This is a genomic window from Runella zeae DSM 19591 (genome assembly GCF_000423565.1).
In the GTDB taxonomy this organism is placed as follows: domain Bacteria; phylum Bacteroidota; class Bacteroidia; order Cytophagales; family Spirosomataceae; genus Runella; species Runella zeae.
On sequence record NZ_KE384042.1, the window covers coordinates 1 to 14,740 of the forward strand.

The following is a 14,740-nucleotide window of genomic DNA, read 5'->3' on the forward strand; positions in this document are numbered from 1 at the left end:
GCAAGAACATCATAAGTAGTCGCTACTTTATAATGATATAATAAAAAAAACAAAGCTTCTTTTGAGTTTTGAAATATACTATTGTTACCAAACCCATTAGGAAATCCTGATAGAACTGTTGGAGTATAATAACAAGAAAACTTTTCAGATAACCTATTAAACTCCTCTTTACTAAGGCCTGTTGTAGCTCGAAAATCTCTATCAGATTTTATATTACTAAATATACTAATTCTTTGTGATTTCATAATAACTTATTAAAATGTTAATTACCGCAAATATATCATAAAATATTGATTATCAGCAAAAGAACAAGTCTAATACAAAAAATTAACAATTTTCAATTTAATAAATACATTCTTTCCTTTTATAAGGACGGTTATTTGTTGTATTCGGGAAGTCCAAAAGCAAAAACAACATATGATAGAATAGCATTTGTTGAAAATAAAAGAAAAAACAAAAGAATTACTATACAACCTTCAAAATTTGATATTAAAGCAAACGACTTTACAAATTCCCTGTTTATAGAACATTTGTTGCAATCTGATCATTATTTGGTTCGCTTTATTTTTTTGTATCAAATTATTGAATATTTTATAGATGAACTATCTGAGAAACAATATAGCGAACATGTAGAAAACTATAAGGCTAAAAAGATATCTAAAAATGATTTCAGAGAAAGTATTAATACCTCTGCTACTGAGAGAAAACTCATTAATGATGTTTTTGAATTAACAACAGTTCAAAAGGAACTCAAGGATGAGTTTATAACAGATATTGATTTTTTATTCAAGGATATTGACAAGATATCTGACAAAAAATCTTTTCCAGATAAAATTTACAATTTAAGAAACCTTGTAACACACAATTTAAGAGAATTGACAACAAAGTCAGATTCTTTGAAAAAAATCACAGAAATATTTGAACGTATTATTGTTGATTTACTAATAAATTACAAAACTAAAGTTGAAGAAAGAGAAAATTTGAATGATAAATTTGCGTGAACGGCTTCGATTGGACATTTGTGTAAGGTTCAATATTCGTACTTCGATCGAACTTTTGTGCTAAAAATCCCCACCTTCAGCAACACCCAAACCGTTTGGTAGTAATTTTAGAAACACACCATACAAACGACAATGGTAAAATTACTGAAGAACTTGTACAATTTGGTTTGACAGAAGGTATTAGCAGAGTTCATGGTTACCTTCCAACATCAACCTACTGACTTTCGGACTTCAAACGCTTTAAAATAACGGAACGTAAAAACGCTTCATTTTTGTCGCCCCAATCTCCCAACGCAGAAATTATAGGAATCAGCGTTTTTCCTAATTCGGTAAGGCTGTATTCTACTTTGGGTGGTACTACCGGATATATTTTCTTGGAAATTAAGTCGTGTTCTTCGAGTTCTTTCAGTTGAATGTTCAATACTCGCCTTGTGGCATCGGGTATTTTGCGTTGCAATTCGCTCGGTCGCAAATGCCCTTCATTGATAAACCACAACAAACGAATTTTCCATTTGCCGTACAATACTTCGCCTATCAAATCCAAACCACAATTTAGGTTCGGTATAATTTTTCTTTCATACATAGCGCAAAGTTAAACCCATGTTCCAAAAAGTACAATAGGGGAAAATTTTATCCCTATTTGAATCGTATTTCCGTACTTGTGAGAAGGGTACATAAGTCTGAAATTTGCCCTAAATATTTTAACAATGAAACAGACTTTTAATGAGTTATCAGGTAAAATTGCCTTGGTAACAGGAGGAACAAAAGGAGCAGGAAGGGCTATTGCAGAGCGACTTTCAAATGCAGGTGCTCAAGTAATCATAACAGCAAGAAACAAACCTGAAATAGCTAACGAAAACCATTATTTCATTTCAGCAGATTTAAGTACCCCAACAGGAACTCAAAAAGTGGCGGAAGAAGTTTTTGGGAAATTTGGCAGCTTGGATATTTTGGTCAACAACTTAGGTGGTTCTGAAACAAAAGCTGGTGGTTTTGCGGTCTTGAACGATGAAGAGTGGGAACGTACCATTCAAATCAATTTACTTGCCCCTGTTCGTTTAGACAGAGTTTTTTTGCCGAAAATGATTGAACAAAAAAGTGGGGTTATTATTCATATCGCTTCCATACAGGGCAAGTTGCCGCTGTACGATTCTACCCTGCCATATGCAGCCGCAAAAGCAGGTCTAATCAATTACAGTAAAAGTTTGTCGAACGAAGTTGCACCCAAAGGGGTAAGAATTTTGACGGTTTCACCAGGTTGGATAATGACAACATCTTCCGAGAAAATGATGGAAAGAATTGCACAAAGCTCAAATATTTCGAAAGAGGAAGCTACCCAAAGCGTGATGGACGCTTTGGGGGGAATTCCTTTTGGCAGGCCTGCACAACCCGAAGAAATTGCCGAATTAGTTGGCTTTTTGGTGTCGCCAAGAGCAGCCTATTTGACCGGAACAGAATTTGTAATTGATGGTGGAACCATTCCTACTATTTAATAATCATAAAAATAAAAACAATGAACTTACCAAAAGTAATCACACACTTAGTGAATGCACAAGACAATTTTGACAGCACAGCTTACAGTAATTGTTTCACCGACACAGCCATAGTTTTTGACGAAGGAAAAACATATAACGGCAAAAAGGAGATAAAAAATTGGATAGAAAAAGCCAATACGGAATACCAAGTAACGATGAAACCTCTCGAATACTCAGCAGCTAAAAGGGAATTGAAGGCAGAAGTGTCAGGAAATTTTCCGGGAAGTCCGCTTGTATTGACGTATCATTATGAGTTTGAAGACGGATTAATTCAATCATTAAAAATCGTATAAAACCGATGTGACAGCCGCCAAAAAGGTATTTGCAAAAGTAGGGCTGAAGTGCAAACTTCAGCTTTTGTGCTTCTATTAAACTTTTGTATATTCGCTGAAAGGTAGTGCTTCATTTGCCCTGCCTTGGCCCATATCCAAACCGTTGATACGAAAAACCGTAGTTTTAACCTCTTGCTACAACAGTTTATATATGACAAATATCGAACATTCAAGTTTTCGTATTGAAAATGTATCTCCCATTCTTTATGTAAAAGACATGGCTCGGAGTTTATTGTTTTACGAAAATATTTTAGGTTTTAAAAATGCTGACTGGGGCGACGACAACTTTACAAGCGTTAGTCGTGACAACACGGGACTGTATTTGTGCAAGGGGGGACAAGGCTTTCCTGGGATGTGGATATGGATAGGTTTTGACGGAGACATGGTTTCATTGTATAAAAGTCTTCAATTAAAAGGAGTGACAATTAAACTGCCACCCACAAATTTTTCTTGGGCTTATGAGATGCAAATTGAAGACCCGGATGGGCATGTTTTAAGATTTGGTACTGACCCAAGTGAGACAGAACCCTTTGTTGACCAAGAAAGTTGAGAGACGAGTACTATCCTAGCAAGGCATTGTCCAAAGCGCTTCGTTTTTCGATTGAATCCCAGAATGCAGTCGGGATGCTAAAAATCTCCGCCCGAATACAAAGCGTAAAAACGTTTGGCAGCTATTTTAAAAAACTGAAACATGACGACTGTGGACTTTAAAAAAATAAGAGAACTGTATGACATTTGGGACAATTCATTTGGAGTTTCAGACAATGAAATAGCCTTGTGTGAAACTCGACTTTCGATAAAACTTCCAAGATTGCTTAAAGAATATTATTTGCAATTCGGAAACCATAAAAAGCTTAATCAGACACAGGACAAACCGATTGCACCCCAGAACCTGTACTTTAAACAAGGAGAAAAACTTATTTTTTATATTGAAAATCAAGGAAATGTAATATGGGGAATTGATCGGCATGACTTATATTTAGAAAATCCACCTGTTTTTATCTCATTCGAAGAAGGCAGTTGGACACTTGAAGACAATCTTGACAAATTTTTAACTTCAATGGCCTATTTACAATCAATTTTTGCTTTCCCATTTAATGCAAATGCTATTGACATTTCATATGAGACAGAGAAAACAGTGAGAAGCACTTGGAAAAAATCAGACATAAGTATAAAAATTTGGAACGCAGAGTTTTTTCAAAATAGTTATAACGAAGTATTAGCATTTTTAAAATCAGATACTCAAATAGACCTTTTTGTTGCAGCTAAAACTCAAATTGGACTAAAAAATATTAACGCGGAACTAAATTTGGACTGGGACTACAATTCAATAGACGACCAAGAAAGTTGAGAGACGAGTACTATCCTAGCAAGGCATTGTCCAAAGCGGCGGGAGGCCCGTGCCAGCTGCCAAAAACCCCTATCATCGCCAAGTCGTAAAGCACTGTGGTAAGGCTAACAGACAGTTCACTAAAATTTAACAACAATAAATGATTTGTACAATTTATTCTCACTACCTCGGATTTGATAGCATTGTTGATATGCTGAAACAGACATATCCGAAAGCAAATTTGACAATTGGAAATCAAGACGAATTTCATACCGCTGAATTAGAAATTAAAGGAGGACTTTTTAGTTCTTCAAGCAAATTCAAGATTGGTTATAGACAAAGGCAGAAACCTTCCTATCAACTTTTGCAGGGGGATGTTTGCCCATTATCTCAAAACTTGAAAGGGCTGTATGGGTTCATATCATCATTGCCCACCTCAAATGAAGACATAAAACAACGGCTTTTGCAAAAGATTACAACCATAAATTGTGAGTTTTCGGTTATACAGCTAAAAGGTCAGACAAAAGATTTGAAAGAATTGATATACACTATGGCACAGTCATTTGATGCTTTTCTTTTTGTTCAACCAAACACTATCATTAGTAGATCAAACGGACAGCATTTTTTAGATAAAAATTTAAAACTAATCATTGACGGACAAGGCAATTGTGAGATAGCAGACTTAGACATAAAAGTTGAATCTAAATATTTTGAAGACCAACAATTGACTATTTTGGAAGACCAAAGAAGAAGACGACAAAAATCCGAAATGGTTTGTAGTGAAAATAATATCCCCATTTATAAAAACCCTAACTCGCTTTTTGTTGAGTCTGAGACAACAGTAAAAATTAGGTCAAAAGACGAAGTTGTCGATAGAGCAATTGCTTTATGTTATGTAGAACTAAAAAGTGAAGGGACTGAAAAGGTATTGTTAGATGGATTTGCGAAAAAATATAGCGTAAAGTCTAAACTTAGTCCTGCTGAAAGAGTATTTGATGAAAAGGAAAATCCAACCCAACAAGAAATAGCAAATGCAAATTGGAGAGCAGAAAGTTACCATACTTTGCTTTGGTCATTGTCAATAATTGATAGCCTAGAATGGCCTACCAAGCTTTGTAATATCGGAGAAGATGTTGGGCACTTATTCTCAAAAACAGAACAAGAATTTAGAAATATCGCGAGACTAAAAACAAAGGAAGAAATATTAGACCAAGCAGATTTGATTTTGCGATTAAATTGGGCTTGTGTAAATGCAAGGGTTAAAAACGAATCAGCCCCAAGTGGACTTAACCCAAGCGTAATCTATGAAAGACACTATGCACTGAATTGGTTAATACAACACCAGAATCAAGAATGGGACGACATAACTACAAATACATAACAACCGCAATAAGCCCCGACATCGTCAGAAAACTATCGCTTGGAGGTGTTGAGTAGGAGGGGGCAGGATTTGATTCTTAATTGAAGTAAGGCCGCCTTGTCAGGGCGGCCTTGGCATTTAGAAATTATAAACAGATAGAGGAGGTTATTCTTTTGTGATTTTTAGCTCATCTTTTACTTTGCCATTGGTATCTAAGCATCGATAGATAAGCTGATTGTTGTCGATTTTGAGGTGTTGATACACGGGGCCGCTCTGAAAGCGGGCAGCCGCATAAGGCTCTTCGGGCCAGTAAGTGTGCTTGCTCGGAATACTAATCGAAATGGTATAAATCGTGCCTTGAGCCGGGCTTTCGACCGCTCTTTCGGCGCGCATGGGTTTGCTCCGCATATAGTAGTGAACGTGACCACTCATGACCATATCCACGTGGTATTTGTCAAATAGTACTCCCCATTCTTTGCGGATTTGGGCATAGTCTTCTTCAAAATTGTAAGGAGGGAAATGTACCATTACAAATTTCCACTTGGCTTTCGAATTGGCAAGCTGTTGTTCTATCCATTTGGTTTGGGCATCAATCGGGAAAGTCCCGTCTATCATCAAAAACTGCGCATTTTGGTATTGAAACGAGTAGGTTCTTTCGCCGGGAAGTTTATCGGGGCCATTGGTAGGCAAATCAAACGTATTTTGGTACATCGCTGCTCCTAAGCCATCTTGACTATCGTGATTGCCGGGAATGGGCATCAATGGCTTTTGGCTAAAAATCGAGCCAGAATGATGAAAAAATTCATCCCATTCGTCGCGATTTAGACCAGTACTTACCAAATCGCCGATGATGGAATAAAACGAAACTTCGGGGTGGCGCGTAAGCGTCTGACGGGCCATATTGCCCCAATCGGGCGATTTGTGCGTATCTCCAAACCAAATAAAAGAAAATGCTTCGGGCGAAGTAGCTTGCGTTTTGAACGAAGCTACCTCTGACCAGCCCTTCTCGGGCGAACCTACGCGGTAATAGTAAGTGGTAGCAGGGGTAAGGCCGCTAAGTTTGGCCGTAAAACGATGAATATAACGGTCGTTGCGCAGCAATCGGTCTTCCATCTTAAACACCTCGGCGGCGGTTTTGAGCGTATCGGCCGAAGCTGCTGACCAGTACTGTACTTGACTACTAGCTACCGTCGGCTGTGTACGCCATTGAATGCTTACGCTTGTGGCGGGGTCGTTGCTCCAAGTAAGAAGCACTTGATCGGGTTTGGTACTCGAAGGGTAGGGCGTTTGTCGGAAAGCCCCCACCATGTGCGCTTCGCGGGCACGGCCACGGATGGTTTGGAAAAGAATTTCGCCCGCGAGTTCGTTGGGAACTTCCGTAAGTACCAAATCATCCCAATCGTGGTAAGTGAAAGCACCTACTTTGGTTTCGGCGAAGGTTTGGTTTTCGGGAAATACGTTAGTGATTTCGACTTTATCACCGTCTTTTTGGGCACCTACACTCAAAAAATACACCGGACGATGTTTGTCAAATCCATTGACTCCTAGCTCCACTCTGCCCTTGTCGTATTTTTTTTGCCATACTTCGTAAGTGTATTCTTCGTTTTTGACGAGGAGTGAGGTTTTCTTAAAACCACTTTTTTCGAGCCAAAATGGAACTACTTTTTGGTCTTGGTGACGCATGAGCGACACAACTACTGGCACATTGACGTCAAAAGTCCAATACTGAGTAGCAAGGGAGTTTTTTTCGGTTTCGTCCAAAAAATTTAATAAATAAGGCTGCGAAACGGTGTCAAGCTGGGCGGGGGTGAGTTTGTCGTACAGACGAGTTACGGCTCCATCCATCACATTTTCGACAGTAGGCACAGTGGTGGGGAAGTTGGCGGTACTTTTACAGGAAAGAAGCCCCGCAACTCCACCCGACAATCCTAATAATAGTGAAGACAATAGTTTATAGTTCATACTAACTTTTGGGAGAAAGACACCTACTTGGTATGGGGTGTGCTTTTATTATTGTTTTGGGTGAGCAATTGATTGAAGTATTGCTCAAAAACATGCGTGTATTCGTCTGACATCTCTTTGGCACCAAGACCCTCCAAAAACTCATCTAGCTCGTCTATCGACAGCTCATTGCTCAAGAGCTTTCCAATCAAATATTCGGAGCGATTCTGATTCATTACGTTGTCTTGGTCATATACCTATATACTTAGTGTTGTTCAGAAAAGGCTATCCATTCAGGAGCTTTTTGCATAATTTTACAATTTGTTAATATTGGGGTAAGAAAGTGGTGTTTTTCTTCTTGAAAAAAACTTTCCAAGAATTGTAAGTCATTGGTATTCAATGGGTAATTGGTTTTGGGAGGGCTCCTCAGAGTAGCTTTTCAAAATTGTCAGATATGCAATTTTTTTTCTTTCAAAAGCTTCATTAGTAGCTCAGGCTCATCGGTTTGGATGACATTAGCACCGTGTTGGAGCAATTGCTGAAGGGCTTCTTCGTGTTGACCATTTCGTAATAAAACATCTATTTTACCTAAAGCATTAATCCAGATTCTAGCGCCGCGTTTTTTGATGAGTTGGGTTACTTCGGGCGTATAAAAAGAAAAATCGATGTGTACTACTTCTGGTTTAAAAAGCGTGAGGGCGGAGTCGGCCATGGCTAGGGAGTGGGCACGGGGCATGAGCATGTATTTTTTGCTGATGTTGTCCACATATTTGAGCGAATTGTAGTCACTATCGAAGAAAAAAACGATGTCTTCGGTTCCTGTTTTTTTGACAATATCCATCACCGGCCCGAGACGGTCGGTTTTTAAATCCAAATCCACTAGAATCTTGCCTTTGGCCAAGCGCAAAATCTGCTCTAAAGTGGGGATTTTATGAGGCGTTTTTTCGCCTTTTACTACCAAATTGTATTGTTGTAACTGCGCAAACGACATTTCTTCGGGGTTGCCTTGACCGTCGGTAGTGCGGTTGATTTTTCCGTCGTGCATCAGTACAGGCACGCCGTCGGTAGTAACTTTGACGTCGATTTCGATGATGTCAATCCCAAGGCGAATCGCCTCCTCTACCGCCGGGATGGAGTTTTCGGGTAGGATATGATGCACGGCTCGATGAGACGCCACCAATACCGTAGGAGAAGCACTATTAAGAAAATCTTTTTTGATATCTTTCACCTTACGGGGAGTGATAGACGCACTGAGGGCGCACGCTATCACCGCCAATGCCAAAACTTGTTTTTTCATACTTTGTTGCTAAAGCGATGTTTGAAATAGTACGACCCAAAACACAAAACAGGCTAATCCTTGAGAAAAAAAATACATATCATCACCAATCAATCACCTATCACTCTACTTTATTTTTTTATAGGAAAACCATAAAAAATACTGGAAATCCAGTATTGACAATGCAAAGGGCAATGTCCTACTTTTGCCCTTACCAAGAGGCTCTTAAAAATCCCTCCTTTTTCTATCCTGCTTCACTCGTTAGGTTTCAATCTATACTACAACCTTTTTAATTTTATCTGCCCCTACCACCTCTATTCCCCATTTCTGCCTAAGAAACCCCCTCAAACATGAAACTGAGTTATCCACTATTTAACTAATGTACGAACATGAAACGGTTATTAAAACCCCTGCTCTACACCGCCGCTGTGCTGCTGATGAGCGTGAGTTGTAAGAAAGAAACCGAGCCACAAATTGAAGGCTTTGTATGTGATGACGGTTCTTGCTGTAACCCCGAATTTGTGGGGATGCGTTACCGCCACATACGTACCTTGGAAGGAGCATTGGCCGCTTTATCAAGGGGTAATGTAGATATAGTCCTAATTTTTAAAGACAAAATTAGAGAACCCAGACTTGACGATCTGCCGTTTGAGAAAACAGCATGGGTACGAATAATCAGTATTTGTCCCGTGACTGAGCATTTGGTGAAAGGGCTGTCGGCGTATTATTACGCTCACGAAGACTCTGTAGAGTATAACTATCGCGTATGGGGTAAGGTCTATGAAAATGTGGATGCGCGCCCATTTGTCTATCCTGATTTTGATTTCAGTCTTGAACGCATCGAAAAAATTCCATAACCAACCAACACTTATGAAAACGAGAACGTTAATCTATTGTATATATATAGTAATGGGGGGGGGTATTTTGCCTGCTTTGGCACAGAAATTTAACCCTAAGTACCTCCGCGAAGACAACAGGTCTTTCAAAGCCCTTACCAAAACCGCTACTCCCGACGGCTGGATTGAGTTCAAGAAGGAAGCCCGTATCAATCCCAATACTTTCTTCAAAGACTATGCTAATAGTTTAGAACTAGGACAGGATTAGACAAAATCGGCACCAGCGATTTCAATTATACTATAAAATATCCCTGTTGAAGGCATGTTTTTTTTAAGCTCCGAATATAGGGTAAGTTATTCAAATATTGAGGGTGTCATGCTTTTACGCAGGAATGACCCATATTTTATAACTTACAATAAAAATTTACTTTTTTAATCTATAAGGAAGATAAAACAGATCTATCCAAAGTACCAAGCGGAACTTATACTTTACGTTGGCAGTCTGAAGGTAAGCAAGTAACTAAAAAACTACTAATCGTGAAATAATAAGCGTTTAAAACAACCTTTCCAAGGTGCATAGCCTTGGAAAGGTACATTCAAAAAAATTCCCCGACAATCAATGTCGGGGAATCAAAGTTGGGCGAAGGTGTTGCAATATTACCTAAAGTATTTTCTTTGGTTCAGTCAAAAATACTCTCGTACTTACGGTATAGGTACCACCGTTAGGGTCTTTGTATTTCAAATCCACATAAAAAGCTTTGTAACCACTGTCAGCGTAAGATTCGGTCAATTTGATATTGGACGTGTTGGAAACTCCTAGACTGCGGCTACTCCACTTTTCGTTTCTAAAATCCTTGTCGGTAGAAGTAGCCGACCATACAATGGCATCTACTAGGTCAGCAGGGGCGGTTTTGATGTTTACTTTTACCCCTTTTTTACTGGCTTTTGCATTCCAAGTAGGAGTGGGGTAAGCTTGATTGTTGATAGTAGTGCCAAAAAACGCACTCAGTGCTTCTATGGCCTGTTTTCCGCCGCCTAAGTCGTGGCCGGCATTGGGTACGTAGTGAATCATATTTTGACCGGGAATTTGGTCGTAATAATGCTTGATAGCATCGACGGTCCAGTATTCATCATTGGTACCGATGAAGATTATCTTCGGAACGGTCAATTTGGCGCGGTAAGAGTAGGGATCCACCATCGTAGTGATGGCATTGCCTTGGGGAGTATTGGCGGTTTGAGGAATTTCTAGTTTTACATAATCTTCGATTTGTTCGCTGTAAGCACCGTAGGTTTTGAGCTGATAATCGAGCGTGGCAGGCATATTGAGCATATCGATGACCATCGGGCCAATCGCCTTCACACGACTATCATCAATCGTCGCCGAAAGCCAAGTAGTCCAGCCTCGTTTGGAAGCTCCCGAAATCACAAAGTTTTTGACGTCATGATTGAGCTTCTGTTTGGCGAAAGCCTGCACGGCATCCATTGCTTTTACGGCCGATTTGACCATCGGAAAGAGCAAAGGCCAGCTGTAATCTCCGTCTTTTTTGAAGTTGTGTAAAGTATAAGAGATGAGTGCGTCTTCGGTAAGATTGCCATAAAGTGGCTGATTAGGAGCTTGTTTGAGCAATGCCACGATGGCTTTATTTTTAGAGGCAACTCCTGCTAAAGTAGGCCACAGCTTGTCACTTTTGCTCCAGTTGGGTTGTTCGTCTTTGTTAGAACCGCCCGTGATGAAAAGCATAGCGCCATCGTGGGTATTTTCTTTGGGAACCAAAAGAGTCAGTTGGTGTCGCCAAGTGATACCACGCCATTTTTGAGAAGTCAGTAGAAGATTATAGCCCGTGATGTCGCCTTGCGTAAAAGAATCTTTTAATTCCCAAGTGAAAGTATTATCACCATTGTTGATATAACTTTTAAGGGCAGTTTCGGGAGTAATGGTGTCTTGGGCTTTGGGATGAGAAATACTCACCAAGCTAACGATTATTAAAACTAAAAATGATTTGTACATGGGAATTAAGGAAGTTATGATTAATGTGACAATTTGAAAATATCAGGGGCAACTTGGTTGAGATTTGACAATTATACCACTGAAGGCACCTATATTCAACATTTTCAAATTACTGAGGTTTGGGACTTTCTTTGATTAGTTTAAGAGCTTGGTCTATGTAGATTTCGCCCGTCATTTCGCCCAAACTCGTGCGGCTTACGTAATCGTATCTTTTAAAGCTATTGAAATCCACTTTGGTAAGCATATAGCCAAAGGCGTCGTTGGTAAGCCCAAATAGAAATGGGTACTTGGTATTCATATTTCTTTTGAGATAAAAGCCAATATTGGGTAATGCTTCCCCCGGAATCGTCAATATCTGAGCGGGGCCAATGTTCAATAGATTGAGCTGAGTCGATACTTCGTTGGGTTTGGCGTTGGGGTGTTTGAGTGGTGAATTTTGAAGGATATACTTCATCAAATCAGAATCTACCGGAAATGTAATCGTGCGGGCAGTGGAGTAGAGGGCAGGGTTTGGCAAAGTCGGAGCGTCTTGTACGATACGCAGGGCTTCGTCGGCCAGTAGTTCCCCAATCCGAATGCATTCTTCCCAAGTATTGGCTTCGGTACCTGCTTCGCGGCGAGTGTCGGCAGTTACCATTCCTCCTTGGGCACCATTCACAAAAATAGCCATTCCACCTCCTTTAGCTTCGATACGGTCGTAAAGAGGCCCGCACAAGTCAGGGCTCATGATGCCTCTTCCTGAGCCAATCACCTCAGGATGAATCGCATAGTTTACCAATGTAGCAATGGGTTTTCCGGTTTTTGAAATAGCCTGAATCACCCCACAGCGAGGATCGTATAGTTGGTCGGCGTAGTAGTTGTAGGCAATTTTCCCCTTCGCTTCTCCTACCGCAATTTTGAGAGTGGCAGGTTCCAATTTTGAAACAGCTTCGTTTACGGCTTCGGCGATTTTTTTTACGCAATCCTCAAGGTAATTGAGGTCGGCAGAAGTTTTGCCGTTTTGGTCAGGAAAAGCATAAGCATCGGGGCCACTGTGGGTGTGGGTACAGCCAATCAAAACATTTTCGGGAGGAATACCTTTGATTAATGCCCGCGAACGATTCCCCAAAACGGACGACCAACCTAAATTATCGACACTTACGATGGCTACGCGTGTTGTACCTTTTTCTAAGACCAATACCCTTGCAAACAACTCTCCTTTTTTTTCGGTTGTTTTTTTCGGCACTCCTATCCCGCCCGAAGCAGGAAGTAGCGGATTGGGGGTAATGTTTCGTAAAGTAGCAGCGGCCCTAAAGTCCTGTGCCAATGCGTTGAAAGTCGCTAAAAAAGATAATAAATAAGCAAAGAATTTCATGGTTTAGATAGACATAGAGAGGTTTTGTTCATAAATAATGTATTCAAAAAAATAAAAAAAGGGTGGAGAATATCCACCTTTTTTTCAATTAACTAACCCAAAAAAATTACCAAGGCTTACCCGTTCCTTGCAGTACCCACGGCTTCGACCAAGGGCTATTTTTGCCATCGGCCTCCGAATAGTTGGTAGTTTCAAGTTTGCTCATAGCAGCCTCGGCATTTGTTTTATTGAGATTGCGCTCATCTAGCATATAATAAAAGCGCACTGGCAATACTTTACGTTTGGCTTGTGGGCCAGGTTTCAGCTCTGGGAAGCCAGTACGGCGATAGTCAAACCATGCTTCGGTAGCAGCAGTCCAGCTAGCAATCCATTTTTGTTCGATGATTTGTTTCAGCGTTCCGTTGTATTTAGCATCGGCTCCCGCGATATAAGTGGCATAGCTACTAGTAAGTCCCCACGTGTCGAGAGATGCTTTTACGCCTGCTTCATAGTGTGTTTTGGCATCGCCTACTGCCCAGCCTTTGAGGGCCGCCTCGGCCAAAATAAACCGCACTTCTGCCGCCGACATCAGGCGAGATTTGAGCAAAGGCCCCTTGGCTTGGCGGTAGATGTCGTTGAGCCACGATACGTGAGGGTTGTTGGCACCTTGCTCAGCAGTAGGGCTAAGATTGTAGGTCGGACCACCCAACATAGCCGTAGGAAGACCTACGTATTCATTGGTATTGTACTCTTTTCCAGCCACTTTGTCGGGAGAGAGATAGCGTTTGTTGCCGTCGATTTTATCTGTTCCAGCAGGAAGAGAAGGGTCTACTACCAATTGGATTTTGACTTTGTTGGCCCATACTCCTAAGCGTGGGTCTTTGAGGGCAAGGAGTTTGTCCACAAAAGTAGCTGCCATTTTGATACGGCGATAATTGCTCTCACTCGCATCATAGATAGCATTGGCAGGCCAAGAGTCGTCGTTGCTGTTTCCGGCAAAGGCCATAGCGGCATCATCAGCGATAGCCGTGATGATAGGATATTGGGTGGCATTAGCTACTATTTTTTCGATGCCCGCTTTGGCTACATCTGGTTTTTTGGCGGAGATGCGCATCAAATAGCGCAATGCCAGCGAATTGGCCAATTTGCGCCATTTGGCAGGTGCTCCCTGATAATACACATCAGCCGTACCTACGGTAGTGGTATATTCAGATGCATTTTTGGAGAGTAGCGTATTGGCTTTTTCAAGGTCAGCCAAAATACCCGTATAAATCGTTTCTTGCGAATCGAAAGCAGGGAAAGTGTTTTCGGCTCCACCTACTGCTCCTTTGAGGGCATTGGTATAAGGAGCATCTCCCCACAAATCCGTAATCAAACCAAACATCATTGATTTCATCACTAGGGCAATTCCCTGATGCAGTTCAGAATTGATAGCTACGCCACGGTCATATACATACTGATTGTTGCGCAGGATGTCATAATAAGAAGCCCAGCTTTGGCTACCTCCCCAGTCGTATTCATTGTGTCCGCCACTCCAGCCGTCTTTTTGGGTGTGTTGCATTACCCCTGCAATATCCTGATAACCTAAGTTTACAAATGCTTTGCCTGTTTCGGTCAATACCGTTGACAACACCAAGTTGGGATTGGCAGTTTCGGGGTTGACGCCGTTGGGGTTTTCGTTGAGTACGGTTAAATCTTTACAAGAAAATACCGTACAAGAAAACAAAACCACCAAGCATATAGATTTGAATTTGTTCATTTTCATCATCTTTCTTAACCGCCTAAACG

The 14,740-nt window shown here is 40.7% G+C and carries 18 protein-coding genes; 9 read left to right on the plus strand and 9 right to left on the minus strand.

Going from position 1 to position 14,740, the window contains the following annotated elements; translation table 11 throughout:
* On the minus strand, positions 1 to 245 hold a 245-nt coding region (locus G563_RS38740; RefSeq protein WP_037328433.1), incomplete at its 3' end, for a hypothetical protein.
* A 45-nt stretch (positions 246 to 290) separates the two neighbouring features.
* On the opposite strand from G563_RS38740, the gene G563_RS0128110 reads away from it, so the two are divergent.
* Positions 291 to 1,001 carry a HEPN domain-containing protein gene (locus G563_RS0128110; protein WP_028668261.1) on the plus strand — a complete coding sequence of 237 codons (711 nt, stop codon included), beginning with the start codon at positions 291 to 293 and terminating at the stop codon, positions 999 to 1,001.
* Between the two features lie 214 nt (positions 1,002 to 1,215).
* On the opposite strand, the gene G563_RS0128115 is transcribed toward G563_RS0128110, so the two are convergent.
* Positions 1,216 to 1,584 (minus strand): winged helix-turn-helix transcriptional regulator, encoded by a 369-nt coding sequence (locus tag G563_RS0128115; protein WP_028668262.1) that lies wholly within the window; start codon positions 1,582 to 1,584, stop codon positions 1,216 to 1,218.
* Between the two features lie 124 nt (positions 1,585 to 1,708).
* On the opposite strand from G563_RS0128115, the gene G563_RS0128120 reads away from it, so the two are divergent.
* The 4 genes from G563_RS0128120 to G563_RS37320 all read left to right on the plus strand — a co-directional run bounded on the left by G563_RS0128120 (position 1,709) and on the right by G563_RS37320 (position 4,219).
* On the plus strand, positions 1,709 to 2,494 hold the full coding sequence (locus G563_RS0128120) for an SDR family oxidoreductase (protein WP_028668263.1): 786 nt from the start codon (positions 1,709 to 1,711) through the stop codon (positions 2,492 to 2,494).
* Positions 2,495 to 2,514: 20 nt separating this feature from the next.
* Positions 2,515 to 2,829 (plus strand): hypothetical protein, encoded by a 315-nt coding sequence (locus tag G563_RS0128125; protein ID WP_028668264.1) that lies wholly within the window; start codon positions 2,515 to 2,517, stop codon positions 2,827 to 2,829.
* Between the two features lie 190 nt (positions 2,830 to 3,019).
* Positions 3,020 to 3,418, plus strand: coding sequence for a VOC family protein (locus tag G563_RS0128130; RefSeq protein WP_028668265.1), 399 nt, complete (start codon positions 3,020 to 3,022; stop codon positions 3,416 to 3,418).
* Positions 3,419 to 3,559: 141 nt separating this feature from the next.
* Positions 3,560 to 4,219, plus strand: coding sequence for a hypothetical protein (locus G563_RS37320; RefSeq protein WP_051211256.1), 660 nt, complete (start codon positions 3,560 to 3,562; stop codon positions 4,217 to 4,219).
* Between the two features lie 10 nt (positions 4,220 to 4,229).
* On the opposite strand, the gene G563_RS39095 is transcribed toward G563_RS37320, so the two are convergent.
* Positions 4,230 to 4,352 carry a hypothetical protein gene (locus G563_RS39095; RefSeq protein WP_262506133.1) on the minus strand — a complete coding sequence of 41 codons (123 nt, stop codon included), beginning with the start codon at positions 4,350 to 4,352 and terminating at the stop codon, positions 4,230 to 4,232.
* A gap of 6 nt (positions 4,353 to 4,358) precedes the next feature.
* On the opposite strand from G563_RS39095, the gene G563_RS0128140 reads away from it, so the two are divergent.
* Complete coding sequence (locus tag G563_RS0128140; protein WP_028668266.1) at positions 4,359 to 5,579, plus strand: DUF4272 domain-containing protein; 1,221 nt, start codon at positions 4,359 to 4,361, stop codon at positions 5,577 to 5,579.
* Positions 5,580 to 5,723: 144 nt separating this feature from the next.
* Here the strand turns inward: G563_RS0128140 and G563_RS0128145 are convergent, their stop codons facing one another.
* From G563_RS0128145 to G563_RS36090, 3 genes are all read right to left on the minus strand, one after another.
* Positions 5,724 to 7,520, minus strand: a complete 1,797-nt coding sequence (locus G563_RS0128145; RefSeq protein ID WP_028668267.1) for a purple acid phosphatase family protein — start codon at positions 7,518 to 7,520, stop codon at positions 5,724 to 5,726.
* Positions 7,521 to 7,543: 23 nt separating this feature from the next.
* Positions 7,544 to 7,735 (minus strand): hypothetical protein, encoded by a 192-nt coding sequence (locus G563_RS0128150; RefSeq protein ID WP_028668268.1) that lies wholly within the window; start codon positions 7,733 to 7,735, stop codon positions 7,544 to 7,546.
* Between the two features lie 212 nt (positions 7,736 to 7,947).
* Positions 7,948 to 8,796, minus strand: a complete 849-nt coding sequence (locus tag G563_RS36090) for a glycerophosphodiester phosphodiesterase family protein (RefSeq protein WP_037328436.1) — start codon at positions 8,794 to 8,796, stop codon at positions 7,948 to 7,950.
* A gap of 368 nt (positions 8,797 to 9,164) precedes the next feature.
* Between G563_RS36090 and G563_RS0128160 the strand changes: the two genes are divergently transcribed.
* From G563_RS0128160 to G563_RS39320, 3 genes are all read left to right on the plus strand, one after another.
* Entirely contained in the window at positions 9,165 to 9,632 is a 468-nt protein-coding gene (locus G563_RS0128160; protein ID WP_028668269.1) for a hypothetical protein, read from the plus strand.
* A gap of 13 nt (positions 9,633 to 9,645) precedes the next feature.
* Complete coding sequence (locus G563_RS0128165) at positions 9,646 to 9,879, plus strand: hypothetical protein (RefSeq protein WP_157585680.1); 234 nt, start codon at positions 9,646 to 9,648, stop codon at positions 9,877 to 9,879.
* Between the two features lie 167 nt (positions 9,880 to 10,046).
* Positions 10,047 to 10,157, plus strand: coding sequence for a T9SS type A sorting domain-containing protein (locus tag G563_RS39320; RefSeq protein ID WP_510186888.1), 111 nt, complete (start codon positions 10,047 to 10,049; stop codon positions 10,155 to 10,157).
* A gap of 115 nt (positions 10,158 to 10,272) precedes the next feature.
* Here G563_RS39320 and G563_RS0128170 read toward each other — a convergent pair whose 3' ends face one another.
* The 3 genes from G563_RS0128170 to G563_RS0128180 all read right to left on the minus strand — a co-directional run bounded on the left by G563_RS0128170 (position 10,273) and on the right by G563_RS0128180 (position 14,717).
* The gene (locus G563_RS0128170; protein ID WP_028668271.1) at positions 10,273 to 11,619 is read right to left on the minus strand and encodes a PhoPQ-activated pathogenicity-related family protein; all 1,347 of its coding nucleotides are present in this window, start codon (positions 11,617 to 11,619) and stop codon (positions 10,273 to 10,275) included.
* 109 nt (positions 11,620 to 11,728) lie between these two features.
* The gene (locus tag G563_RS0128175) at positions 11,729 to 12,973 is read right to left on the minus strand and encodes a hypothetical protein (RefSeq protein ID WP_028668272.1); all 1,245 of its coding nucleotides are present in this window, start codon (positions 12,971 to 12,973) and stop codon (positions 11,729 to 11,731) included.
* Positions 12,974 to 13,079: 106 nt separating this feature from the next.
* Positions 13,080 to 14,717: a SusD/RagB family nutrient-binding outer membrane lipoprotein gene (locus tag G563_RS0128180; protein ID WP_028668273.1), complete on the minus strand. Its 1,638-nt coding sequence runs from the start codon at positions 14,715 to 14,717 to the stop codon at positions 13,080 to 13,082.
* Positions 14,718 to 14,740 lie beyond the last annotated feature (23 nt).